At 68.5% G+C, this 21,374-nt stretch carries 26 protein-coding genes; 10 read left to right on the forward strand and 16 right to left on the reverse strand.

The features are described 5' to 3' along the window. Positions 1-104: 104 nt before the first annotated feature. Entirely contained in the window at positions 105-374 is a 270-nt protein-coding gene (locus A5688_RS25015; protein ID WP_067837301.1) for a glutaredoxin family protein, read from the reverse strand. A gap of 59 nt (positions 375-433) precedes the next feature. Here A5688_RS25015 and A5688_RS25020 point away from each other — a divergent pair, with 59 nt between their 5' ends. From A5688_RS25020 to A5688_RS25040, 5 genes are all read left to right on the forward strand, one after another. Further along, a complete protein-coding gene (locus A5688_RS25020) occupies positions 434-742 on the forward strand; it encodes a WXG100 family type VII secretion target (protein ID WP_067909181.1) in 309 nt (102 codons plus the stop codon). Continuing rightward, a complete protein-coding gene (locus A5688_RS25025; RefSeq protein WP_067909289.1) occupies positions 735-1,025 on the forward strand; it encodes a WXG100 family type VII secretion target in 291 nt (96 codons plus the stop codon). Before A5688_RS25020 ends, A5688_RS25025 begins: the two co-directional genes overlap by 8 nt. 197 nt (positions 1,026-1,222) lie before the next feature. Next, positions 1,223-2,131: an HAD family hydrolase gene (locus A5688_RS25030; RefSeq protein ID WP_067836999.1), complete on the forward strand. Its 909-nt coding sequence runs from the start codon at positions 1,223-1,225 to the stop codon at positions 2,129-2,131. Between the two features lie 45 nt (positions 2,132-2,176). Further along, complete coding sequence (locus A5688_RS25035) at positions 2,177-2,689, forward strand: FAS1-like dehydratase domain-containing protein (RefSeq protein WP_067836997.1); 513 nt, start codon at positions 2,177-2,179, stop codon at positions 2,687-2,689. A gap of 10 nt (positions 2,690-2,699) precedes the next feature. Continuing rightward, the gene (locus A5688_RS25040) at positions 2,700-3,626 is read left to right on the forward strand and encodes a cyclopropane mycolic acid synthase family methyltransferase (protein WP_067836994.1); all 927 of its coding nucleotides are present in this window, start codon (positions 2,700-2,702) and stop codon (positions 3,624-3,626) included. A gap of 71 nt (positions 3,627-3,697) precedes the next feature. Here the strand turns inward: A5688_RS25040 and A5688_RS25045 are convergent, their stop codons facing one another. The 9 genes from A5688_RS25045 to A5688_RS25080 form a co-directional block, all read right to left on the reverse strand. After that, the gene (locus A5688_RS25045; protein ID WP_207546737.1) at positions 3,698-4,786 is read right to left on the reverse strand and encodes a lysophospholipid acyltransferase family protein; all 1,089 of its coding nucleotides are present in this window, start codon (positions 4,784-4,786) and stop codon (positions 3,698-3,700) included. Beyond that, positions 4,768-5,895 carry an SDR family oxidoreductase gene (locus A5688_RS25050; protein ID WP_067909178.1) on the reverse strand — a complete coding sequence of 376 codons (1,128 nt, stop codon included), beginning with the start codon at positions 5,893-5,895 and terminating at the stop codon, positions 4,768-4,770. The genes A5688_RS25045 and A5688_RS25050 overlap by 19 nt, the downstream gene beginning before the upstream one ends. A 51-nt stretch (positions 5,896-5,946) precedes the next feature. Further along, a complete protein-coding gene (locus A5688_RS27160) occupies positions 5,947-6,048 on the reverse strand; it encodes a 30S ribosomal protein bS22 (RefSeq protein WP_003402602.1) in 102 nt (33 codons plus the stop codon). 147 nt (positions 6,049-6,195) lie between these two features. Further along, on the reverse strand, positions 6,196-6,450 hold the full coding sequence (locus A5688_RS25055) for a cell division/environmental response transcriptional regulator (RefSeq protein ID WP_067836986.1): 255 nt from the start codon (positions 6,448-6,450) through the stop codon (positions 6,196-6,198). Between the two features lie 138 nt (positions 6,451-6,588). Further along, complete coding sequence (gene proC, locus A5688_RS25060) at positions 6,589-7,464, reverse strand: pyrroline-5-carboxylate reductase (protein WP_207546738.1); 876 nt, start codon at positions 7,462-7,464, stop codon at positions 6,589-6,591. A gap of 27 nt (positions 7,465-7,491) precedes the next feature. Then, entirely contained in the window at positions 7,492-8,355 is an 864-nt protein-coding gene (locus tag A5688_RS25065; protein ID WP_067909172.1) for a thioesterase family protein, read from the reverse strand. 25 nt (positions 8,356-8,380) lie between these two features. After that, the gene (locus A5688_RS25070; RefSeq protein ID WP_067836975.1) at positions 8,381-9,223 is read right to left on the reverse strand and encodes a sugar phosphate isomerase/epimerase family protein; all 843 of its coding nucleotides are present in this window, start codon (positions 9,221-9,223) and stop codon (positions 8,381-8,383) included. A 14-nt stretch (positions 9,224-9,237) separates the two neighbouring features. After that, the gene (locus A5688_RS25075; RefSeq protein ID WP_067909169.1) at positions 9,238-10,200 is read right to left on the reverse strand and encodes a hypothetical protein; all 963 of its coding nucleotides are present in this window, start codon (positions 10,198-10,200) and stop codon (positions 9,238-9,240) included. Further along, a complete protein-coding gene (locus tag A5688_RS25080; RefSeq protein ID WP_067836970.1) occupies positions 10,197-11,213 on the reverse strand; it encodes a Ppx/GppA phosphatase family protein in 1,017 nt (338 codons plus the stop codon). The genes A5688_RS25075 and A5688_RS25080 overlap by 4 nt, the downstream gene beginning before the upstream one ends. Before the next feature lie 119 nt (positions 11,214-11,332). Between A5688_RS25080 and A5688_RS25085 the strand changes: the two genes are divergently transcribed. After that, the gene (locus A5688_RS25085; RefSeq protein ID WP_067836967.1) at positions 11,333-12,127 is read left to right on the forward strand and encodes a hypothetical protein; all 795 of its coding nucleotides are present in this window, start codon (positions 11,333-11,335) and stop codon (positions 12,125-12,127) included. A gap of 9 nt (positions 12,128-12,136) precedes the next feature. Here A5688_RS25085 and A5688_RS25090 read toward each other — a convergent pair whose 3' ends face one another. Beyond that, positions 12,137-12,853 carry a FadR/GntR family transcriptional regulator gene (locus A5688_RS25090; protein WP_067909166.1) on the reverse strand — a complete coding sequence of 239 codons (717 nt, stop codon included), beginning with the start codon at positions 12,851-12,853 and terminating at the stop codon, positions 12,137-12,139. 45 nt (positions 12,854-12,898) lie between these two features. Between A5688_RS25090 and A5688_RS25095 the strand changes: the two genes are divergently transcribed. Genes A5688_RS25095 through A5688_RS25110 form a run of 4 tightly spaced genes read left to right on the forward strand, consistent with a single transcriptional unit; the run spans position 12,899 to position 16,579 of the window. Then, entirely contained in the window at positions 12,899-13,843 is a 945-nt protein-coding gene (locus A5688_RS25095) for a hypothetical protein (protein ID WP_067909164.1), read from the forward strand. Next, positions 13,840-14,169 carry a hypothetical protein gene (locus A5688_RS25100; protein WP_067836959.1) on the forward strand — a complete coding sequence of 110 codons (330 nt, stop codon included), beginning with the start codon at positions 13,840-13,842 and terminating at the stop codon, positions 14,167-14,169. Before A5688_RS25095 ends, A5688_RS25100 begins: the two co-directional genes overlap by 4 nt. Beyond that, positions 14,166-16,034, forward strand: a complete 1,869-nt coding sequence (locus tag A5688_RS25105; protein ID WP_067909161.1) for a GMC family oxidoreductase — start codon at positions 14,166-14,168, stop codon at positions 16,032-16,034. Before A5688_RS25100 ends, A5688_RS25105 begins: the two co-directional genes overlap by 4 nt. Before the next feature lie 50 nt (positions 16,035-16,084). After that, the gene (locus A5688_RS25110; protein ID WP_067836953.1) at positions 16,085-16,579 is read left to right on the forward strand and encodes an NUDIX hydrolase; all 495 of its coding nucleotides are present in this window, start codon (positions 16,085-16,087) and stop codon (positions 16,577-16,579) included. On the opposite strand, the gene regX is transcribed toward A5688_RS25110, so the two are convergent. From regX to mshA, 5 genes are all read right to left on the reverse strand, one after another. Then, positions 16,576-17,259 (reverse strand): two-component sensory transduction protein RegX, encoded by a 684-nt coding sequence (gene regX, locus A5688_RS25115; RefSeq protein WP_007768263.1) that lies wholly within the window; start codon positions 17,257-17,259, stop codon positions 16,576-16,578. The genes A5688_RS25110 and regX overlap by 4 nt on opposite strands. A gap of 49 nt (positions 17,260-17,308) precedes the next feature. Beyond that, the gene (locus A5688_RS25120; protein ID WP_120312345.1) at positions 17,309-18,538 is read right to left on the reverse strand and encodes a sensor histidine kinase; all 1,230 of its coding nucleotides are present in this window, start codon (positions 18,536-18,538) and stop codon (positions 17,309-17,311) included. 153 nt (positions 18,539-18,691) lie between these two features. Further along, entirely contained in the window at positions 18,692-19,441 is a 750-nt protein-coding gene (locus A5688_RS25125; RefSeq protein ID WP_067836948.1) for a phosphoglyceromutase, read from the reverse strand. Between the two features lie 25 nt (positions 19,442-19,466). Further along, positions 19,467-19,994, reverse strand: coding sequence for a YbjN domain-containing protein (locus A5688_RS25130; protein ID WP_067837294.1), 528 nt, complete (start codon positions 19,992-19,994; stop codon positions 19,467-19,469). A 104-nt stretch (positions 19,995-20,098) separates the two neighbouring features. After that, positions 20,099-21,373, reverse strand: a complete 1,275-nt coding sequence (gene mshA / locus A5688_RS25135) for a D-inositol-3-phosphate glycosyltransferase (RefSeq protein WP_067909159.1) — start codon at positions 21,371-21,373, stop codon at positions 20,099-20,101. Between the last annotated feature and the right edge of the window lies 1 nt (position 21,374).

A 21,374-nucleotide genomic window follows, 5' to 3' on the forward strand; every position in this document is an offset into this window, starting at 1 on the left:
CCCTTGCTTCTTCCAGTAACTGAACTGCTGTCCACGGTAAACGTTTATCAGCTGGGCTACCAAATAATTGTCCGGCGGCGGCCGGCCGGGCGGCGGCTGACGGGTCAGCCGCCGAGATCGGCCCGCAGCCGGGGTTCGTCGATCTCCCAGTAGCTGTGTTCGCGGCCGTCGAGCAGGATCACCGGCAGCCGGTCACCGAACTCGGCCCGCAGCGCGGGGTTGCCCGCCGCGGCGGCGGCGTCGACGTCGGTCACCGACAGCTCGAAGCCCAACTCAGCGGCCAGCTCGGCCAGCCGGGCATGCACGCGCTCGCAGATGGTGCACCCGTCGCGGGTCAACAGCTCCACCTGCGGCCGGCGGGTCGCCTCAGTCATGGGCACCAGTGTGGCATCGGTGACTTGTGGGCCCATCTACCAGGCGTTATGTTCCGACCGTGGCCGACGAAACGCTGCGGGTGGACCCGGTGGTGATGCAGGGCGCCGCCGTATCGCTGAGCGGTGCGGCCGAACAGCTTTCGGCCCAGCTGTCCCAGCTCGACGATCAGGTGGGGCAGCTGCTCGGCGGTTGGCAGGGCACGTCGGGGACCGCCTACGGATCGGCGTGGGAGCTGTGGCATCGGGGCGCCCGCGAGGTCGAACTCGGGCTGTCGATGCTGGCGCAGCTGGTGGGCCAGGCCGGCGGGGCGTATCAGGGCACCGAGGACACCTCCGCGGCGGCGGAGCGGGCGGTGCGTGGTGGCTGAGGCGTTTCGGGTCGATCCGCAGGCGTTGGCCGAGGCGGTGCAGCGGATGGCGGCGTTTCAACGCTACGCCGAAGACATGATCGCCCAAATCGATTCTCGCGTAACGCGTTTGCACGCGTCCTGGACGGGCGATGCCGCCGCGGCTCATGCCGAGGCGCATCGGCACTGGGTGCGCGGCGAAGCGATGATGCGCGAAGCGCTGGCACAACTGGAGAAGGTGGCCACGACCGCGCACGGCAACTACACCGGTGCGATGTCGACGAATCTCGGTATGTGGTCGTGAAGAGATGGCGCCGCTGGTGTGTGACCCGACTCATCGGCCGAACGTGACGCCGGCGTCACACTGGGCGTCGAACGTGACGCTAGCGTCACGCCCGACAGCCTGGGACACGTCAACGCCCCCACGCCATCTGCCCGATAGGGTTGGAGATCGGGCACCCACTGGGTCGCCAGGCAGCACAGCGATCAGGAGGTTAGGCAATGACTTCCTCAGACCCGGTCAACGCAGACCACACCGGTTGGGTTGACTTGGAGGCGCTGGCCGCGGACGCCAGCGCCGCCCGGGCGATCGAGGGCATGCAGGAAGCCGCCGCCTCGGAGGACCGCCCGCAGCCCCCGATCGACCTGACCGCAGCCGCCTTCTTCGACGTGGACAACACACTCGTGCAGGGCTCGTCGGCGGTGCACTTCGGGCGCGGGCTGGCCACGCGCAACTACTTCACCTACCGCGATGTGGTCGGATTCATTTACGCGCAGGCCAAGTTCCAGATTCTGGGGACGGAGAACAGCAACGACGTCGCGGCCGGTCGGCGCAAGGCGCTCGCCTTCATCGAGGGCCGATCGGTCGAACAGCTGGTCGCCCTGGGCGAGGAGATCTACGACGAGATCATCGCCGACAAGATCTGGCCGGGCACCCGCGAGCTCACCCAGATGCACCTGGACGCAGGCCAGCAGGTGTGGCTGATCACCGCCACGCCCTACGAACTCGCCGCGACCATCGCCCGACGGCTCGGCCTGACCGGCGCGCTGGGCACTGTCGCGGAATCGGTCGACGGCGTCTTCACCGGCCGGCTGGTCGGCGAGATCCTGCACGGCACCGGCAAGGCACATGCGGTGCGGTCGCTGGCAATTCGCGAGGGGCTCAACCTGAAACGCTGCACCGCGTACTCGGACAGCTACAACGACGTGCCCATGCTGTCGCTGGTGGGCACCGCCGTCGCCATCAACCCGGATGCGCGGCTGCGCACCCTGGCCCGGGAGCGCGGATGGGAAATCCGCGATTTCCGCACCGCCCGGAAAGCGGCCCGGATCGGCGTGCCGTCGGCGTTGGCGCTGGGCGCAGCGGGCGGTGCGCTGGCTGCGCTGGCCTCTCGACGGCAATCGCGCTGATAGGCTGCGCCGCTGAGACCTATTCGAGCGGAGAACGACAGCGGTATGACAATCCCCAAAGGAGCCGAAGGGCTCATCGGCAGCCATTACCGGGCGCCGGATTACTTCGAGGTCGGTCGCGAGAAGATTCGTGAGTTCGCGCTGGCGATCAAGGACGACCACCCGGCGCACTTCGATGAGAATGAGTCCGCAAACGCGGGGTACCCGGCGATGGTGGCGCCGCTGACGTTCCTCGCGATCGCAGGGCGCCGAGTCCAGCTGGAGATCTTCACCAAGTTCAGCATTCCGATCAACATCGCGCGGGTCATGCACCGCGACCAGAAATTCAAGTTCCACCGGCCGATCGTCGCCGGGGATAGGCTTTACTTCGACACCTATCTAGACTCCGTCATTGAGTCCCATGGCGCCGTGATCACAGAGATCCGCAGCGAGGTCACGGACGCCGAGGGCAAACCGGTGATCACCAGTACAGTCACGATGCTGGGGGAAGCCGCAAACCACGAAGCCGACCACGAAGCAACCGTCGCGGCAGTCGCGTCCATATCAGCGGGAAAGTAGGTTCGAATCTATGTCTGCACAGGGGGAAACGGGAAGCACGCAGCTGAAGCCGCCGGTCGAGAAGGTCCGGTCGCACTACGACAAGTCGAACGAGTTCTTCAAGCTCTGGCTTGACCCGTCGATGACCTACAGCTGCGGTTACTTCGACGAGAACCCCGACCCGCAGAATCTGACCAAGACGCTCGAAGAGGCCCAGTACGCCAAGCGCAAGCTCGCCCTGGACAAGCTGAACCTCGAGCCCGGCATGACCCTGCTGGACATCGGCAGCGGCTGGGGCTCGACCATGCGGCACGCAGTGGCCGAGTACGACGTCAATGTCATCGGCCTGACGCTCAGCGAGAACCAGCACGCCCACTGCATGGCGGAGTTCGAAAAAATGGACAGCCCCCGCCGCAAGGAGGTGCGGATCCAGGGCTGGGAGGAATTCCCGGACGAGCCGATCGACCGCATCGTGTCGCTGGGCGCTTTCGAGCATTTCGCCGACGGCGCGGGCGACGCCGGATACGAGCGCTACGCCACCTTCTTCAAGAAGTACTACGACCTGCTGCCCGACGACGGCCGCATGCTGCTGCACTCGATCGTGGTGCCCTCCGCCGAACAGGGCAAGGCGATGGGCTTGCAGGTGAACATGACCCTGCTGCGGTTCATCAGCTTCATCCTGAAGGAGATCTACCCGGGCGGAAAATTGCCCCAGGTCGACCTGGTCGACAAGTACTCGACTGAAGCGGGTTTCAAGATCGAGCGCCACCACTTCATCGGCAAGAACTACGTTCCGACGCTGACCGCCTGGGGGGATGCCCTCGAGGCGCACAAGGACGAGGCGATCGCCCTCAAGGGGCAGGAGACGTACGACATCTACCTGAAGTACTTGCGGGGCTGCTCGGACCTGTTCCGGGACGGCTACACGAACGTCTGCCAGTTCACGATGGTCAAGTAGTCGGCTTTTTCAAAGGTCAACGCCATCGCGGATTACGGAGTCGTCCGCGGTGGCGTTTCCTTTTGCGCGGCTCAGCCGAAGAAGATGTTGCGACGGTTGGCGAGCAGCCGGTACAGCGTCTGCTGGATGGTCTCGCGCACCTGGTCGGTCAGCTCGAAGGTGACCATCGGGTCCTCGGCGTCGGAGGCGGCGTAGTCGTCGGTGTAGATCGGCTCCCCGAACGCGATGTGCCATTTCGACGGCAGCGGCACCAGGCCGACGGGCCCGGCCAGCGGGAACAGCGGCGTGACCGGGAAATACGGCAGCCCGAACAGCCGCGCCAGCAGCTTGACGTCGGTCAGCATCGGGTAGATCTCTTCGGACCCGATGATCGAGCAGGGAATGATCGGCGCCTTGGTCCGCAGCGCCGCCGTGACGAATCCGCCGCGGCCGAACCGCTGCAGCCGGTAGCGGTCCTCGAAGCGCTTGCCAAGACCCTTGTAGCCCTCCGGGAACACGGCGGTGAGCTCGCCGGCGGCGAGCAACCGGTGCGCGTCGGTCGTGCAGGCCATGGTGTGGCCGGCCTTGCGGGCCGCCTCGCCCACCACGGGCAGGTCGAACACCATGTCGGCGGCCAGCAGCCGCAGCTCGCGATGCGCGGGGTGCTCGTCGTGCACGGCCACCGACAGCATCAGCCCGTCGAAGGGCAGCACGCCGGCGTGGTTGGCCACCACCAGCGCCGCGCCCTCGGCGGGTAGGTTCTCGACCCCGCTCACCTCGACCCGGAACCAGGACCGGAAGAACAGCCGCAGCAAAGGCCGGACGATCGCGCTGTTGAAGTGCGGATCGAAGCCGAATTCGTCGACGCTGTAATCGCCGGTCAGGCGCTGCCGGAGAAACCCGGCGACCGAGGCGACGCGCTGGGCCAAGTCATTCAGCGGCGCGTCGGCGGACGATACCCCCGCGGCACGGCGGTGCTGGTCGATCTCGCGAACCACCGCGGCGATCTGCTCGGCCGACGCGCGACCGCTCGGATCAGACAGTAACGACGGATGTTGGCGAGATGCCTCTGCTTTGTGATCGGCTCTCCGACGCGCTGCTACCCGACCCCGATTAGTGTGCAGTGGAATGACATTCGCTCTGGTTTCACCCGCCACGATACCTACCTGACCCCACCCCACGGAATTGGATTTCGGCTACCCCAGCGCTGGGCCAGGGATATGGCGCGACCTTCCCAGGAGCGTACCCGATGTGGGTCGATAATGGGAGTCAAGCTTCGGCCCCGAACGTAGTCGTCAAAGGCGTCCGCGGTGGACCATTTCGGCTGATAGCCAAGGTCGGAGCGCATCCGCGTGGTGTCCATGACGCGGCCGTAACTCAAATAATCAAACTGATCGCGACTGATTTCGTTGTAGCGATTGGCACGTCGCAAAGAATCCAATGCCCAAACTCCAAAACCCGGTACTGGCAAGGGAATTCGTCCGGCCCGCCGGATCGCCTGGGACAGCATGATGATGCCGTCGGCACCGACGTTGAACGTTCCGGCCTTGCCGGCCATCGCCGCACGCTCCAGCGCGCCCAGCGCATCCTGCTCGTGCAGCAACTGCAGCCGAGCGTCGCGACCGAACATCGTCGGCACCAAAGGCCCAGCTAGATACCGTGACAGCGTGGTGTCCATCGCGGGGCCGATCATGTTGGCCAGCCGCAGGATCGTCACGGCGATATCGGGCCGGCGCCGGCCCAATCCCCGCGCGTAGGCCTCGATATCGAGGCTGTCTTTGGCGAAACCGCCGCGGAACGGCCGGCGGCTGGTGCTGTCCTCGGTGAACATCACCGGATCGTGCGCACTCGAGCCGTACACCTCGGACGTCGACTTGAGCACCACCCGGCGTACCGAGGGCGCCTTCTGACAGGCCGCGAACAGCTGCATCGCGCCCATCACGTTGATCTCTTTCAACGCCGCGGTGCCGCCGGATCGCGGCGCGTAGGACGCGGCCGCGGCATGCACCACCGTATCGACGTCGCCGTTGCGAATCACCTTGGCTATGAAGGGATTACGGATGTCCGCCCGGACGAACTCGGCGCGCCCCATCCGACGCAGCATGTCCTTGCTCGGGGCTATCGCATCCACCGCGATGACCCCCTTGATCATCGGGTTCTGCGCGAGCCGAGCCGTCAGGTAGCCGCCCAGGAACCGGCAGGCACCTGTGACCAGCACGATTTTGGGGTAATGCACCGTATTGCCGGCGGTGTCGCCCGGGCCGGCGTTGTCCCCATTCGACGGATCCACCCGGACAGCCTAGCGGCCAGGCGAGATGGCGGCACTACGCCGCGGACGGGGTTACTTGCCGAGTTTTCTGCGCTGCACCCGGGTGCGACGCAGCAGCTTGCGGTGCTTCTTCTTGGACATACGCTTGCGCCGCTTCTTGATTACTGAACCCATGAACTCCGCTATCTGACCGTGACCTGCTTCAAAGCTTGACCCGGACACTTTACCCGGCGCAACGCACCGAACACCAAACCGGCGTCGGGCGCTCGCCGCGCAACCGCGGAGCCTGGGCGCCGCCCACGAGAGCGGCGCCGATTCAGGTCACCCGGCGTCGAAGTACGACGTCTCCAGCATGTCGTGGACAGCCTTGGCGTGCACCCTGAAGGACCGGCCTACCCGGACCGCGGGCAGCTCGCCGTTGTGCACCAACCGGTACACCGTCATCTTGGAGACCCTCATCAACGCCGCCACCTCGGCGACGGTGAGAAACTGCGTCCTGCCCTGCTGGCCGTCCACGGGACTGGCGTCCCGCTTACCTGCAGCATCTCGCGCTGATGGCCCGTTACTAGACGTCATCGCAACCCAATCGTGTCAGGCACGCGCATGCCAGCGGCTTCCCCTCCGCTGGCACCCACACGTGCTTACAAGAGGAGAATAGCGGGACTAATGGGGTTACTGGTACTGGTGGGGGACAATCAGTTCAAAAAACTTGGATTACTCTGATGTAATTCTTAGCTGCTCAGAGCGCATTTTGGCGGCCTGAACGGCCGCGTCGACGGCCGCTCGCAGGCCGCCCCGTTCCAGCTCGCGCAGGCCGGCCGCGGTGGTACCGCCGGGTGAGGTCACCGTCGCCCGCAGCTGCGTCGCCGTGGCGTCCACCCGCAGTCCCGGCGCCTCGGCCTCACCCCGCCGCCGATCGTCGTCCATGCGCTCGAGCAGCATGGCGGCCGAGCCGGCCATGGTCTGCGCGATCAGGTCGGCGGCCACCTCGCGACTCAGGCCCGCCGCGACGCCCGCGTCGATCAGCGCCTCGACCATCAGGAAGAAATAGGCCGGCCCGGAGCCCGACAGGGCGGTGACGGCGTCCATCTGGCTTTCCGGGACGGTCAGGACGCCGCCGACGGAGTCGAACAGGGCCGAGACGCCCTCGAGCTGCGGCGGGGTGACGAACCTGCCCTTGGCCAGGGCCGTGACCCCGGCGCCGACCAGGGCCGCCGCGTTCGGCATAGCCCGCACCACCGGCGTCCCGGCCGGCAGTTTGGCTTCGAAGTAGGTGATGGTGATCCCGGCGGCGACCGTGACGAAAACCTGTTCGGCGGTGTCGTTCTCGGCGGTGCCCGCCGCGCGGGCGATCTCCGCCATCACCGACTCGACGTCGGCCGGTTTCACCGCGACCACGACGAAGGACGCGTTCTCCACCGCGTCAGGCACCGAGCCGATCCGCACCGAATAGGTGTCGGCCAGATACTTGGCGCGCTCGGGAACCCGCTCGACCACCACGAGGTCCTTGACCTGCCGGCCCGCCCGCAGCAGACCCGAGAGCAGTGCCTCCCCGATGCTGCCGCCACCGACGATCGCGATTCTTGCCATGCCGGACAGCATCGCAGACACAGCGCACTAGCGAGCGGCAGGGACCAATGCCAACTGGCGGGCCTGCACCACCAGGCGCCCCAGGCTGTCGACGACGGTGTGGTCCTCGTCGAACCAGTCGTGCCCGATCTCGGTGCAGGTCGCGATGATGCGCAGCCAGCCGTCCGCCGGCAGGCCCCGCAAGAAGGCCGTGAGCTGGATTGTGGGCGCCCAGCCGGTGCGGTCCACGGCGAAGGTCACCGGCGCCGACAAATCGCCACACATGAGCGCAAACAGCGCGTCGGGGGCCACCCCGCGGGGGCGGGCCCACATCTGGATCACCGGGGGGCGGCCGTCGGCGCGGGGCGCCATCGTGGACAGCACCGGCCGAACGTCGCAGCCCTCTCCCAGGTGCACGAGGCCGGCCAGCGGATGGCCGGGCCCGATCGGCTCGATCTCGTCGGGCGGCTCGGGTGCCATCAGGTCCAGCACCGGGTTGGCCGACAGCAGCGGCTTGGCTGACCCTTCCGAACCGTCCGGATCCCAGTGCTCGGGCTCGCCGAGGTTGACGACGGCGTGCACCGCGGTGCGGTCGCCCTGGTTGAGCTCGACGTCGACGACGCTGATCCGGCGGCCCCGCTTGCGGATCGAGGTCACCAACTGCACTTGGCCGGGATCGGGTGCCCACAGGAAGCTCGCCGACACCGCGACCGGTTCTGAGACCGGCTGCTGGATGGATTCGAGCCCGTCCGGCTGACCGCCGCAGGCGGTGCGGGCGGCGTTGGCGCAGAGCGCCAGCATCGCGCCGCCGTGCACTTTGGGGCCGATGGTCCAGCGCTTGTCGAGCTCGCCTTCGTAGACGCCGGAACCGACCTCCCGCAACGTCATCGCGGTGGTGAATAACGCAGTCATGTTGTTTGGTGTTTCTCCTGGCATGTCAGCGCAGCAGATGCGTGCGGGCAAACTGCAGCGATTCGGCGAGCATGGCCTCGCGCTCGTTGGCGGACCGCGCGCTGGACGTCGACACCTCCAGGATGACGTGCCCGGCGAAATGGCTGCCGGCCAGCATCTGGCACACCTCGGCGGTGGGTTGCGTGCCGCGCCCGGGCACCAGGTGCTCGTCGGCGGGCAGACCGTTGCCGTCGCACAGGTGCAGGTGCACCAGGCCGGCCCCCATCCGCTCGGCCATGTCCAGCGAGTCGGTGCCCGCGGTGGCGGTGTGGGACAGATCCAGCGTGTAGTGCGCGTGGTTGCCGTCGAGCGGGTCGTAGGAAGGCGCGAACGCCGAGATCGCCGGGCCGGGGCCGCCACCCCGCTTGCGCATCCGTTCCAGCGACTGGCCGGCCCCGAAGAACCGGTCCGCCCGGAAAGGGAACATGTTCTCCACCGCGATCATCACGTCGCTCGACGCTTCCAGCGCGGCCACCTGTTCGGTGAAGCCCTCGGCATAGCGCCGCTGCCAGCGAAACGGCGGGTGCACGACCACGGTCTGCGCACCCAGCTGTTCGGCGGCGCGCACGCTGCGGTCCAGCTTGGGGACCGGGTTGGCGCCCCACACGCGTTGCGAGATCAGCAGGCAGGGTGCGTGCACGGACAACACCGGGACGCGGTAGCGCCGCGACAGCTTCTTGACGGCGGCGACGTCCTGGCTGACCGTTTCGGCCCACACCATCAGCTCGACGCCGTCGTAGCCGAGCCGGGCCGCGTACTCGAAGGCGGCCTCGGCCCGCAACGGGTACACCGAAGCCGTGGAAAGGCCGACTTTGATGGCTGGGCGCACTGTTTACGGTGCCGCTAGCCCGACTGCAACGACAGCGCCAAGGGCCCCAGGGTGATCAGCGCACCCACCGCGACCGCGATCAACGTGCTGGCGATGTCCTCGGTTTTGCGAACCACCCGGACCCCCGCCACCAGGCCCAGGATGACCAGCACCGACAGCACCAGCGCCACCAGGCTGTTCCAGCGCCACAGCTGGTCGAAGGCCACGAACAGCCCGCCGCCGAACGCGACGGCCAGCATCGACTGCAGCACGACCACGCCGCCGCGCCACACCGTCTCGAATCTGCCGTGCCCCGGGTGACCATCGGAGTCCGCGTCCGCGCGACCGCCCTCGCCATCGAGGCGCTCCTCGTGGCCGAGCACCCCGGCGGTCAGCGATCCCTCGCCGTCCTCGTCTTCGTCCAGCTCCGAGTCCGCGGGCCGCAGGAAGGAGCGCACGTAGGCGGAGTCCTCCAACGCCGGTTCGGCCTCGCGCACTTCGGAGTCCATGACGTCCACGGGGATGTCGGCGTAAGGGTCCATCGGGTCGGGACTCATGTCCTCCGCCCCGGAGGCTTGTCCCCCGGTGCCGTTGGCCAGCGAGCCCGACCGGCCGGCCTCGGGCAACGGCCGCGGGTATTCGCTGCGCTCGGGCCCCGACGCGCGCTTGGGCTGCGGCGGGGATTTGGGCCAGCGCGGCTCGGGCTCGGACCAGTACGGGGCTTCGGGCTCGTCTTCGGTTACCGGCTGAGCGGCGCCGGCGGGCGGTTCGACAACGTCGATCGTGTCGGTGGCTCCGGGGTCGGCTTCGTCGTCATCGCCGACCACCGGGATTTCGCCGGTCAGTTCGGCGACGGTCACCGAGTCGTTGTCGCCGCGCCGACGGCGGCGCCGCCGGGTGACCGCCGGGGCGCCGATGGTGCCGTTCCTGGCCAGCAGTTCGGCGACCGAGATCGGCCGAGTGCCGGGGCCTTCAGTCTCGGGGTCCGGTCCGGTCATGATTTGTCGCCTCTCGATCGGTGCTGGTTCCGATCAACTACCTGCCCTCCAGCATTACGCACCGAAGGCTCCATGAGGGCCGATCCGTCGGCTTCGCTGTCGAGTTTGCGCAAGATGAGACCTTCCCGTAATGCCCACGGGCAGATATCCACGGATTCGATCGACAGCGCTCGCATGCTTGCCTCGGCCACCAGAGCGCCCGCGACAATCTGCGGGGCCCGTTCGGCGCTCACTCCTTCCAGTTCTGCCCGGTCAGCGGTCGTCATCCTAGAGATGAAAGATATGAGTTGCCTGAGGCCGTTCGCTGTAAGCGTCCGTTTCACCCGCGGCCCGGCGCCCGACGGCGCCGCCCCGGTGAGCCGCGCCAGCGAGCGGAACGTCTTCGACGTCGCCACCGTCAGATCCGGACTACCCGTCTCGAGGATGTTCACGCTCGCTTCGGCGAGTTCGGCGTCCAGCCAGTCCCGCAGCATCGCCACCCGGCGCCGGCCGGGCGGGTCGTCGGGCAGCCACTCGCGGGTCAGCCGCCCGGCGCCCAGCGGCAGCGACAGCGCGACCTCGGGCTCCTCGTCCACACCGCTGGACATCTCCAGCGAGCCGCCCCCGATGTCGAGGTTGATGATGCGGCCCGCGCTCCACCCGTACCACCGGCGCACCGCCAAAAAGGTCAGCCGCGACTCGTCGACTCCGGTCAGCACCCGCAACTCGACGCCGGTCTCCTTGCGCACCCGGCTCAGCACGTCCTCGGAGTTGCCGGCGTCCCGGACCGCCGATGTGGCGAACGCCATCAGCTCCGCGCAGCCGGAGCTGTCGGCGATCTTGGCGAATTCGTCGATCGTGGAGATCAGCTTCTCGGCACCGCGTTTGGTGATCTTGCCCGCGCTGTCGGTGGCCTCCGCCAGGCGCAGAGTGGCTTTGGTCGAACTCATCGGCGTCGGGTGACCGCCCCGGTGGGCATCGACCACCAGCAGATGCACCGTGTTGCTACCCACGTCGAGAACGCCCAATCGCACGTAAACAAACTAACGAAGCCTCGCCGGCGGTGCTTTGCGCGACCCGGTCAACCCGCCGTGATCGCGGCCATACGGGCCCCGAGTGTCAGCGGCTCGGATGGGCGGAACCGTGGTCTAACGTGGACTGCGTGGCGAATTCGCACCCGGAACCGGGACAAGAGGTCGAGCTGGATTTCGCCCGTGAATGGGTGGAGTTCTACGACCCCGACAACCCCGAGCACCTGATCGCGGCGGACCTGACCTGGCTGCTTTCCCGGTGGACGTGTGTGTTCGGCACCCCGTCGTGCCGGGGCACCGTCGAAGGCCGCCCGGACGACGGGTGCTGCTCGCACGGCGCGTTCCTGTCCGACGACGACGACCGCGCCCGGCTCGACGACGCGGTGCAGAAGCTGACCGACGCCGACTGGCAATTTCGCGAAAAAGGCTTGGGCCGCAAGGGATATCTCGAGCTCGACGAACATGACGGCCAAAAGCAGTACCGCACCCGCAAGCACAAGGATGCGTGCATCTTCCTGAACCGGCCGGGTTTCGCGGGCGGTGTCGGCTGCGCGCTGCACAGCAAGGCCCTCAAGCTGGGCGTGCCCCCGCTGACCATGAAGCCCGACGTCTGCTGGCAGTTGCCGATCCGGCGCAGCCAGGAGTGGGTGACCCGGCCCGACGGCACCGAGATCCTCAAGACCTGGGTGACCGAATACGACCGTCGCGGTTGGGGTTCCGGCGGCGCCGACCTGCACTGGTACTGCACCGGCGATCCGGCCGCTCATGTCGGCGCCAAGCAGGTCTGGGAAAGCCTGGCCGACGAACTCATCGAGCTGCTGGGCAGCAAGGCGTACTCGGAACTGGCCGCAATGTGCAAGCGCCGCAGCAAGTTAGGGCTTATCGCGGTGCATCCGGCGACTCGTATCGCCGAGTAGCCGGGTACCTCAGGCTTCCGCGCGGTAAGCCACCACCATCCGCAGGGCGCTGGCGTTGAGGTAGGCCTCGACCGCGGCTCCGGCCGCCGCCGCGTCGCGCGCCAGCACCGCCTCGGTGATGGCCCCCAGCTCGGCCACCACCGCCGCGGCGTCGTCATAGGCCGCGGTGAGTTCATGTTCGCGGCCACCGAAAGCTTGCTCGACCCAGCGGTACAGCAGTCCCAACGCGCGGTTGCGGCTGCTGTGAATGAGCACGCGGAAGTAATCGAGGTCGGCGGCCTGGCGCGCCGCCGCGCTCTCGGCGTCCCGGACCGCGGCCAGCGCGGTGCGCAGCGCCTCGGCATCCTCGGGCAGGCTGCGCTGCGCCGCCAGCCGGCCGATCAACGGCCCCAGCCCCGCCCGGATTTCGAGCAACTCCACCAAGAACTCGGGTCCCAATCGGCGGACCAGCGCCTCGACCACCTCGGGATGGGTGAGCGCCTGGGGATCGCGCACCAGGTTGCCGCTGCCTTGCCGGGCCTCGATGAGACCCATCTGCTGCAGGCGGGCCAGCCCCTGCCGTAGCGACGTGCGGTTGACGCCGAGTTGCTCCGCCAGGTCGCGCTCCGGTGGCAAGGCGGAGCCGGGCGGAAATGCGCCGTCGAGGATGGCGTCGGCGATCGAGGCGGCGATCTGCTCATCCACCCGCTGGCGATCCGGCGGCTGAATCGGACTTGACTGGTTCATTGGCTCAACCAATATAGTGGACGGCGTCGGCGACGGGAGCAAATCATGGACGACGAAAATCGGTCGGCCGCGGCACCGCGCTGGCGCGGCAAGGCGGGACGCCTCGAGGTTTGGTACGCCACCCTCTCCGACCCACGGACACGTGCGGGCTTGTGGATCCACTGCGAGACCGTGGCGCCGCTGCGGGGCGCGGCCTACGCGCACGGCTGGACCACCTGGTTTCCGCCCGAGGGGTCGCCCCGCACCGGGCGCTTCGGGCCCGAGCCCGTGCGGCCCGCGGCCGGCGCCGACTGGTTCGACGCCGGCGGGGTCCGGGTGGCCGACGGGCAGCTCGCCGGCCGGGCCGGGTCGCTCGCCTGGGACCTGTCCTGGCGGGACGCCGCCCGCCCGCTGTGGACGTTCCCGCGCCTGACCTGGGAGCGCGAGCTGCTGCCCGGCGCCCAGGTCGTCCTCGCCCCCACCGCCGACTTCGCCGGCTCACTGACCGTGGCCGGCGCCGCCGCGCCCATCGAGGGGTGGCGCGGCGGCGTCGCCCATATCTACGGACACGGAAACGCCAAGCGCTGGGGGTGGATCCACGCCGACCTCGGCGGCGGCGATGTCCTCGAGGTGGTCACCGCCGTGTCACACAAGCCGGGATTGCGCAGGCTCGCACCGCTGGCGTTCGTGCGCTTCCGTCTCGACGGAAAAGACTGGCCCGCAAGCACTTTGCCGTCCCTGCGGATGCGGACCACGCTCGGCCCGCGGCACTGGCAGCTGGAGGGACGCATCGGCGGTCGCCGGGTGCTCATCCGGGTCGACCAGCCGCCGGACCGCTGCGTGAGCCTGGGCTACACCGACCCCGACGGCGGCACCGCGGTGTGCACCAACACCGAACAGGCCGATGTCCACGTCGAAATCGGTGACCGCCGTTGGTCGGTGCTCGGACATGCCGAGGTAGGCCTGCGCGGCGCCGAGGCGCCCGACATCAACGAAAGGATCCCGACATGAGCTTCCTTCTCGACCCGCCGCTGCTGATGGCCAGCGGCGCGCTCATCGAGCGGCACGTGCCGCCCGAGCGGCGAGACGTCGCCGAGGCCGCGGTCCTCGGCATCTTCTTCGGCGGGTCGTTCGGCCTCTACAACAACGTGCCCGGGCTCGGACTGCTGTGGCGCCCGTTCCGCGCCCGCAACGGGCGCGACTTCATGTGGAACAGCGGGGTTTTCGGGGTCAAGACCGAAAAAGGGGGCTGGCCGCTGCACGCGGCGGCGGCCGCCATCTTCGCGACCTATCCGTTCTTCATCAAAATGGGTCGCCGGTTCGGATTGCTGGCATGAGCCGTGCGGCCGGCCGGGCGACCACGTCGTTCGGCACCGCGCTGCTGCCCGAGGAACACGGCGGACCACCGCCGGCTGAGCTGGCCGCGCGCGTCGAACGCTACCTCACCCAGCTGCCGGCGACATCCCGGCTGGGCGTGCGCGCCGGATTCGCATCGGTAAGCGCCGCAAGCTATCTCACCACCGGCCGCTCGCTGTCGCGACTGCGCCCCGACGGCCGGGAGCGGGTGTTGCGCCGAGTGGCATCGCTGGGCCCGGAGGCCGGCGCCGCCCTCGAGGCGCTCAAGGCGATCGTGTTGCTCGCCAACGGCGCCGACACCTATGCCTCCGAACTCTTCGCCCGCGCCCGCGAGCACGACGTGGCGCGCCCCGATGCGGATCTGACCATCACCTCCTCGATCGACTGCCCGTCCGTCGTCACCGCCGACGCGGTGATCGTCGGCTCGGGCGCCGGCGGCGCGATGGTGGCCCGAACCCTGGCGCGGTCGGGTCTCGACACCGTCGTGCTCGAGGAGGGACGCCGCTGGACGGTCGAGGAGTTCCGCACCACCCACCCGATCGACCGTTACGCCGGGCTGTACCGCGGCGGCGGAGCCACGATCGCGCTGGGACGCCCGTCGGTGGTGCTGCCGATCGGCCGCGCGGTCGGCGGCACCACCGTCGTGAACTCCGGCACCTGCTACCGGCCACCGCCCGCCGTCGCGCAGCGCTGGCGCGACACGTTCGGTCTCGGCCTGGCCGACCACGACCGGCTGACCAACCACCTCGACGACGTCGAACGCACGCTGCGGGTCGCGCCGGTGCCGATGGACATCATGGGCCGCAACGGGCGCCTGCTGCTCGACGCCGCCACGGCGCTGGGCTGGCAGGGGGCGCCCATCCCGCGCAACGCCCCCGGCTGTGAGGGCTGTTGCCAGTGCGCCATCGGCTGCCCACGCAACGCCAAGTTCGGGGTGCACCTCAACGCGCTGCCGCAGGCCTGCGCGGCGGGCGCCCGGATCGTCTCGCGCGCCCGCGTGGAACGGGTGCTGCACGAGCACGGGCGCGCCTACGGGGTACGCGCGCGCCGTCCCGACGGCACCGCACTGGACATCCTCGCCGACACGGTCATCGTCGCCGCCGGGGCCACGGAGACCCCGAACCTATTGCGGCGCAGTGGTATTGGTTCGCATCCGCGGGCCGGCCGCAACCTGGCGCTGCATCCCGCGACGGTGCTCGCCGGGCGTTTCGACTCCGACGTCGCGGCCTGGCACGGCGTGCTGCAGAGCGCCGCCGTCCACGAGCTGCACGAGTCGCACGGCGTGCTCATCGAAGCCACGTCCACCCCGCCGGGTATGGGATCGATGGTCTTTCCGGGCTACGGCGCTGAACTACTCGGCTGGCTCGACCGCGCGCCCCAGGTCGCGACGTTCGGCGCCATGGTGGCCGACCGTGGCGTCGGCTCGGTGTCGTCGGTTCGCGGCGAGACCGTGCTGCGCTACCCGATCGACAGGGGAGACGCCGCCAAGCTGGTTGCGGCGATGGAGGCCATGGGGCGCCTGCTGTTCGCCGCGGGCGCCGTCGAGGTCCTCACCGGCCTGCCGCATGCGAAGACGGTCACGTCGCTCCCCGCGCTACAGGATGCACTGCGTCGCGCCGACCCGAGAAGCCTGCACGTCGCGGCGTTTCACCCGACCGGCACCGCGGCGGCAGGCGCCGATGAGCAGTTGTGCCCGGTCGACCCGACGGGCCGGCTGCGCGGCGTGCGCGGTGTCTGGGTGGCCGACGCGTCGATCCTGCCCAGCTGCCCGGAGGTGAATCCTCAGCTGTCGATCATGGCGCTCGCCCTGGGCGTCGCCGACCACATCGTCGACGCCGCCCGCTGAGTGACTGCGCGCCGAGCAGCTCTCGCGACGTCGTGTGTTAAGAACGGGGGGTGCCGGTTCCCGATTTCATCGTCGAGCTTCGACGGGCCATCGGCCATGCGCCATTGTGGTTGCCCGGTATTACGGCCGTCACGATCCGCGACCGAAAAGTGTTGCTGGTCAAGCGATCCGACAACGGGGCCTGGACGGCCGTGACGGGGATCGTGGAGCCCGGCGAGAATCCGGCCGACTGCGCGGCCCGGGAAGTGCGCGAGGAAACCGGGGTCAGCGCGCGGGCCACCGGCCTGGCCTGGGTGCACGTAACCCGGCCGACCGTGCACGCCAATGGCGACCACGCCCAATACCTGGATCACGTGTTCCGAATGGAGTGGCTGTCCGGAGAGCCCTTTGCGGCCGACGACGAGAGCACCGCCGCCGCGTGGTTCGACCTTGATGAGCTTCCACCGATGACGGCGGACATGCATCGCCGAATTACGTTGAGCGCCAACGGCGATGGCCGGACTGTCTTCGAAACCAACAGTCCGTCGCCGGCGCCTTCGGACTAGCCTTCGAGCTTGTAGCCCAGCCCGCGCACCGTCACCAGGTGCACCGGGTTGGCCGGGTCGGCTTCGATCTTGGACCGCAGGCGCTTGACGTGGACGTCGAGCGTCTTGGTGTCGCCGACGTAGTCGGCACCCCACACCCGGTCGATCAACTGCCCGCGGGTGAGCACTCGGCCGCTGTTGCGCATCAGATACTCGAGAAGGTCGAATTCCTTGAGCGGCAAGGTGATCGTGTCGCCGTTGACCGAAACGACATGGCGTTCGACGTCCATCCGCACGGGGCCGGATTCGAGCACACCGTCGCTGATCTCGGAATCGTCGTCACCACCGCGGCGCAACACCGCCCGGATCCGCGCGATCAACTCACGCGCCGAATACGGCTTGGTGACATAGTCGTCGGCGCCGAGCTCGAGGCCCACGACCTTGTCGATCTCGCTGTCCCGGGCGGTCACCATGATCACCGGCACGCTCGAACGCGCACGCAGCTGCTTGCAGACGTCGGTGCCGGACATTCCGGGCAGCATCAAGTCGAGCAACACGATGTCGGCGCCGCCCCGATCGAACTCGGCAAGCGCGGCCGAACCGTCGGTCACCACGGTGGCCTCGAAACCTTCCTTGCGGAGCAGGAACGCCAGCGGATCGGCCAGCGACTCCTCGTCCTCCACAATCAGCACACTGGTCATCGGCGCGAGTCCTCCTCATCGCTGCGCTTTGCATCGTCATACGCGCGGGTCATCGACTTAGTTCTTCCTCTCGTTGTGAGCGGTTGGGCCGCGCTTCGCGACCCTGCGGTTGCTCGACTTCACCCTCATCCGAATCGGACGCGATGGCCGCCGGAATGGAAAGGGTGAAGGTCGATCCGGTACCGGGCTTGCTCCACACCCCGATGCTGCCGTTGTGATTGGCCGCGACGTGCTTGACGATGGCCAGGCCCAGCCCGCTGCCTCCCGTGGCGCGTGAGCGCGCCTTGTCCCCCCGGAAGAACCGCTCGAAAACCCGTTCCTGGTCTTCCAGGGCGATCCCGATGCCGCGGTCGGTCACCGCGATCTCGACATTGTCGCCGCGGCGGCGGCGGCTGATCGACACCGGCGAACCCGGCGGGGAATAGGCGATGGCGTTGGACACCAGGTTGGCCAGCGCGGTGACCAGCAGCGTCTCGTCACCCAGCACCCGCAAGCCGCTGGGCGCGTCGGTGCGGACCTCGATATCGGCGTTGTCGGCCGCCACCTTGTGGCGCGAAATCGCTTCGCTCACAACCTTATCGACATCGACCTCGATGACGTTGGGCAGCCGTTCGGCACCCTGCAACCGGGACAGCTCGATCAGCTCGGCGACCATGTCACCCAGCCGGTTGGCTTCGACGAGCACCTTCTCGGCGAACCGCCGCACGGTTTCGGAGTCGTCGGAGGACGCCAGCAGGGCCTCGGCGAGCAGGGCCATGGCACCCACCGGGGTCTTGAGCTCGTGGCTGACGTTGGCCACGAAGTCGCGCCTGGTCGCTTCCATCCGCGCATAGTCGGACTGGTCATGGGCGAAGACCACGGCGAACCGGCGGTCTTCTTCGCTGAGCAACCGGGCCTGCCCGTGCACCGAAAGCCCGGAGCGGCCGCCCGCCCGTTTGGCCGGCCGCAGGTCGAATTCGACGTCGATGCCGGTCAGGGCCTGCCGCGCCGCATCCCAGGCCTGGTCATCGAGCTGGCGGTCGCGCACCAGGCCCAGCTCCTTGGCCCGGTCATTGAGGTACACGACGTCGCGGTGGGCGTCCACCACCGCCGCGGCCAGCGGCATCAGCGCCACGATGCGTTGGAGCATCTGCGCGACGGTGATCCCGGTCCATTCGGTACTGACCCGCTGGCGACGCTGCACCGCCCGCGGTGTCAGCCGGGTCCCGACCAGTACACCTGCGGCCAGCGCCAGCGCGGACAAAACCCCGGCCAGCAACAGCGCCGAGAACACAGTCACATAGCAAATCCTACAAATCTTCCTGAACGCTGCCCTAGCGGAACGAGGCCAAAATCGGACAAGTCACACCCTGCGCAACAGGTGTTCCGCTCCCGTTCACGCGATGTTTGGCTAAATGGCCTTTAACGCGCAGGAATGGCGCGGGCGCCCAGCTCAGCCGCGCCCCTGGCTGGCAACCGCGGCGGCCCCGGCGGCGGCCGCCTCCGGGTCGAGATAGGTACCGCCGGGCACCACCGGTCGCAGGTCAGCGTCCAGGTCGTAGCGCAGCGGGATGCCCGTCGGGATGTTCAATTCGGCGATCTCGTCGTCGGACACCTGATCGAGGTGCTTGACCAGGGCCCGCAGCGAGTTGCCGTGCGCCACGATCAGCACCGTCTTGCCGCTGCGCAGGTCCGGAATGATGACGTCGGTGAAGTAGGGCAGGAAGCGCACGACCACGTCGGCCAGGCACTCGGTGAGCGGGCCGCCGCCGATGTCGGCGTACCGCGGATCGGTGTCCTGGCTGTAGGTGCTGCCCTTCTCGATCGGCGGGGGCGGCGTGTCATAGCTGCGCCGCCAGGCCATGAATTGCTCTTCGCCGTAGCGGGACTTCGTCTCGGCCTTGTCCAGCCCCTGCAGCGCCCCGTAGTGGCGTTCGTTGAGCCGCCAGGTCCGGCGCACCGGAATCCACAGCCGGTCGGCGGCGTCCAGCGCCAGATGCGCGGTGGAGATGGCCCGGCGCAGCAGCGACGTGTAGAGGATGTCGGGCAGCAGGTTGTTCTCGATCAGCAACTCACCGCTGCGGACGGCTTCGGTCCGGCCCTTTTCGGTGAGGCCGACGTCGACCCAACCGGTGAAGAGGTTCAGCGAATTCCATTCGCTTTCGCCGTGGCGAAGCAGTACCAGCGTGGCGGTGTCACCCATGCGGGTCAGTCTCTCACGCAGTCATTCAGCGGTCGTCATCGTCATCGTCGTCTTCGTCGTCGATCAGGTGGGCGAAGGCTTCCAGATTCTTCAGCGACTCACCGCGCGAGACCCGCCACTCCCACTCCTTCTGGATCGACGAGCGAAAACCCAACTCCAGCAACGTATTGAAGTCCGAGTCCACCGCCTCGAGCACCTGCCCGAGCACCCGGTCGAGCTCGTCGGCGTCCACCGAGGCCAGCGACATGCGGCCCACCAGATAGATGTCCCCGACGTTGTCCAGCGTGTAGGCCACGCCGTAGAGGCGGCGGTTGCGCTTGAGCAGGAAGCGGTAGACGCCTTCGTGGTTCTCGTCGGGCTTGCGGCACACGAAGGCCTCGACCCGCACCGAGTGCTCGCCGACGCTGAGGATGGTGTTGGTCTTGAGCTTGCGCTCGCCGGGCAGTTCGACCACCAGACCCGACAGACCACCATGCGCCCCAGCATGTTTCGAGTAGTTCAGCCCACTGGCCTGCAGGGCGTCCTCGATCACGCGCTCCACTGTGGTCGTCATGCGCCGCTCCTCAGCATCGCTTCGCTCTGCATCGTCGCCGGCGGTGGCCGTCATGCGCCGCTCCTCAGCATCGCTTCGCTCTGCATCGTCGCCGGCGGTGGCCGTCATGCGCCCACTCCTCTGCGCTCGGCGGTGTACTCGCGGATCGCGCGCCGATAGCTGGCCAACAGCGCGTCGGTGGTGTGATCCCAGGAGAACGTGGCGGCGTGCGCGGCGGCCGCGCGGCCCATCGCGTCGGCTTGCGGCGCGGGCAGGCGCAGCAGCCGGCTCAGAGCATCCGCCCACTGCCCGACGTCGTGCCCGGCCACCAGCGTGCCGGTGACCCCGTCCCGCACGGCCACGGGCAGCCCGCCGACCGCGGCCGCCGCCACCGGCGTGCCACACGCTTGCGCCTCGAGCGCGACCAGACCGAACGACTCCGAATAACTCGGCACCGCAACCAGATTGGCCGCCTGGAACAACGTGGCCAGGTTGGGGCGCGACTGCGGGGGCAGGAACGTCACCCGGTCGGTGATGCCGAGCTCGTCGGCCAGCCGGGCCAATCCGTCCGGGGAGGCCAACCCGCTACCCGAGGGCCCGCCGGCCACCACGATGCGCACCCCGGGCAATTGCGCGGCGGCGCGCAACACGATGTCGGGCGCCTTCAACGGCTGGATCCGGCCGACGAATGCCACGATGTCCTCGTCGAGCGGGAGCCCCAATGCCGCCCGGGCGGCGCCGCGGTCGCCGGGGCGGAACACGTCGAGGTCCACGCCGGGATGGACGACGTCGATGCGCGCCGGGTCGGCGCTGTGAATCGAGATCAGTTGCCTGGCTTCGTCATCGGTGTTGACGATCAGCCGGTCCGCCTCGTCGACCACCTGTTGCTCGCCGACCGTGCGCAGCGGCGGCTCGGGCGCATCCCCCTCGGCCAGCGCCGCGTTCTTCACGGCGGCGAGCGTGTGCGCGGTGTGCACCAGCGGCACCGCCCAGCGGTCGCGGGCCAGCCAGCCGACCTGCCCGGACAGCCAGTAGTGCGAGTGCACGATGTCGTAGTAGCCCGGCTCATGCGATGCTTCGGCGCGCAACACCCCGGCCGCGAACGCGCACAGCTGGGTGGGCAGATCGTATTTGTCCAGGCCCTCGAACGGGCCCGCCACCACGTTGCGGACCAGCACCCCGGGCGCGACCCGCGTGACCGACGGGTCCGCGGAGGCGGTCGCGCGCGTGAAGATCTCCACCTCGATGCCCCGCCGCGCCAGGTGCAACGCGGTTTGCAGCACGTAGACGTTCATGCCGCCCGCGTCGCCGGTGCCGGGCTGGGCCAGTGGTGAGGTATGGACCGCCAATACTGCGACCCGGCGCGGTTCATTCAGCCGGAAAACGTCGTCGTGGCGCACC

The sequence above is a fragment of the Mycobacterium mantenii genome, from assembly GCF_001667865.1.
Lineage (GTDB): Bacteria > Actinomycetota > Actinomycetes > Mycobacteriales > Mycobacteriaceae > Mycobacterium > Mycobacterium mantenii_A.

Bases quoted from the DNA above. Each gene is read 5' to 3' on its own strand.
- regX (WP_007768263.1), bottom strand. From the start codon at position 17,259: ATGACCAGTGTGCTGATTGTGGAGGACGAGGAGTCGCTGGCCGATCCG.
- A5688_RS25100 (WP_067836959.1), top strand. From the start codon at position 13,840: ATGAGCTTCCTTCTCGACCCGCCGCTGCTGATGGCCAGCGGCGCGCTC.
- A5688_RS25090 (WP_067909166.1), bottom strand. From the start codon at position 12,853: ATGAACCAGTCAAGTCCGATTCAGCCGCCGGATCGCCAGCGGGTGGAT.
- A5688_RS25065 (WP_067909172.1), bottom strand. From the start codon at position 8,355: ATGACTGCGTTATTCACCACCGCGATGACGTTGCGGGAGGTCGGTTCC.
- A5688_RS25105 (WP_067909161.1), top strand. From the start codon at position 14,166: ATGAGCCGTGCGGCCGGCCGGGCGACCACGTCGTTCGGCACCGCGCTG.
- A5688_RS25130 (WP_067837294.1), bottom strand. From the start codon at position 19,994: ATGACGACCACAGTGGAGCGCGTGATCGAGGACGCCCTGCAGGCCAGT.
- A5688_RS25035 (WP_067836997.1), top strand. From the start codon at position 2,177: ATGACAATCCCCAAAGGAGCCGAAGGGCTCATCGGCAGCCATTACCGG.
- A5688_RS25030 (WP_067836999.1), top strand. From the start codon at position 1,223: ATGACTTCCTCAGACCCGGTCAACGCAGACCACACCGGTTGGGTTGAC.
- A5688_RS25015 (WP_067837301.1), bottom strand. From the start codon at position 374: ATGACTGAGGCGACCCGCCGGCCGCAGGTGGAGCTGTTGACCCGCGAC.
- A5688_RS25075 (WP_067909169.1), bottom strand. From the start codon at position 10,200: ATGACCGGACCGGACCCCGAGACTGAAGGCCCCGGCACTCGGCCGATC.
- A5688_RS25040 (WP_067836994.1), top strand. From the start codon at position 2,700: ATGTCTGCACAGGGGGAAACGGGAAGCACGCAGCTGAAGCCGCCGGTC.
- A5688_RS25125 (WP_067836948.1), bottom strand. From the start codon at position 19,441: ATGGGTGACACCGCCACGCTGGTACTGCTTCGCCACGGCGAAAGCGAA.
- A5688_RS25055 (WP_067836986.1), bottom strand. From the start codon at position 6,450: ATGACGTCTAGTAACGGGCCATCAGCGCGAGATGCTGCAGGTAAGCGG.
- proC (WP_207546738.1), bottom strand. From the start codon at position 7,464: ATGGCAAGAATCGCGATCGTCGGTGGCGGCAGCATCGGGGAGGCACTG.
- A5688_RS27160 (WP_003402602.1), bottom strand. From the start codon at position 6,048: ATGGGTTCAGTAATCAAGAAGCGGCGCAAGCGTATGTCCAAGAAGAAG.
- A5688_RS25095 (WP_067909164.1), top strand. From the start codon at position 12,899: ATGGACGACGAAAATCGGTCGGCCGCGGCACCGCGCTGGCGCGGCAAG.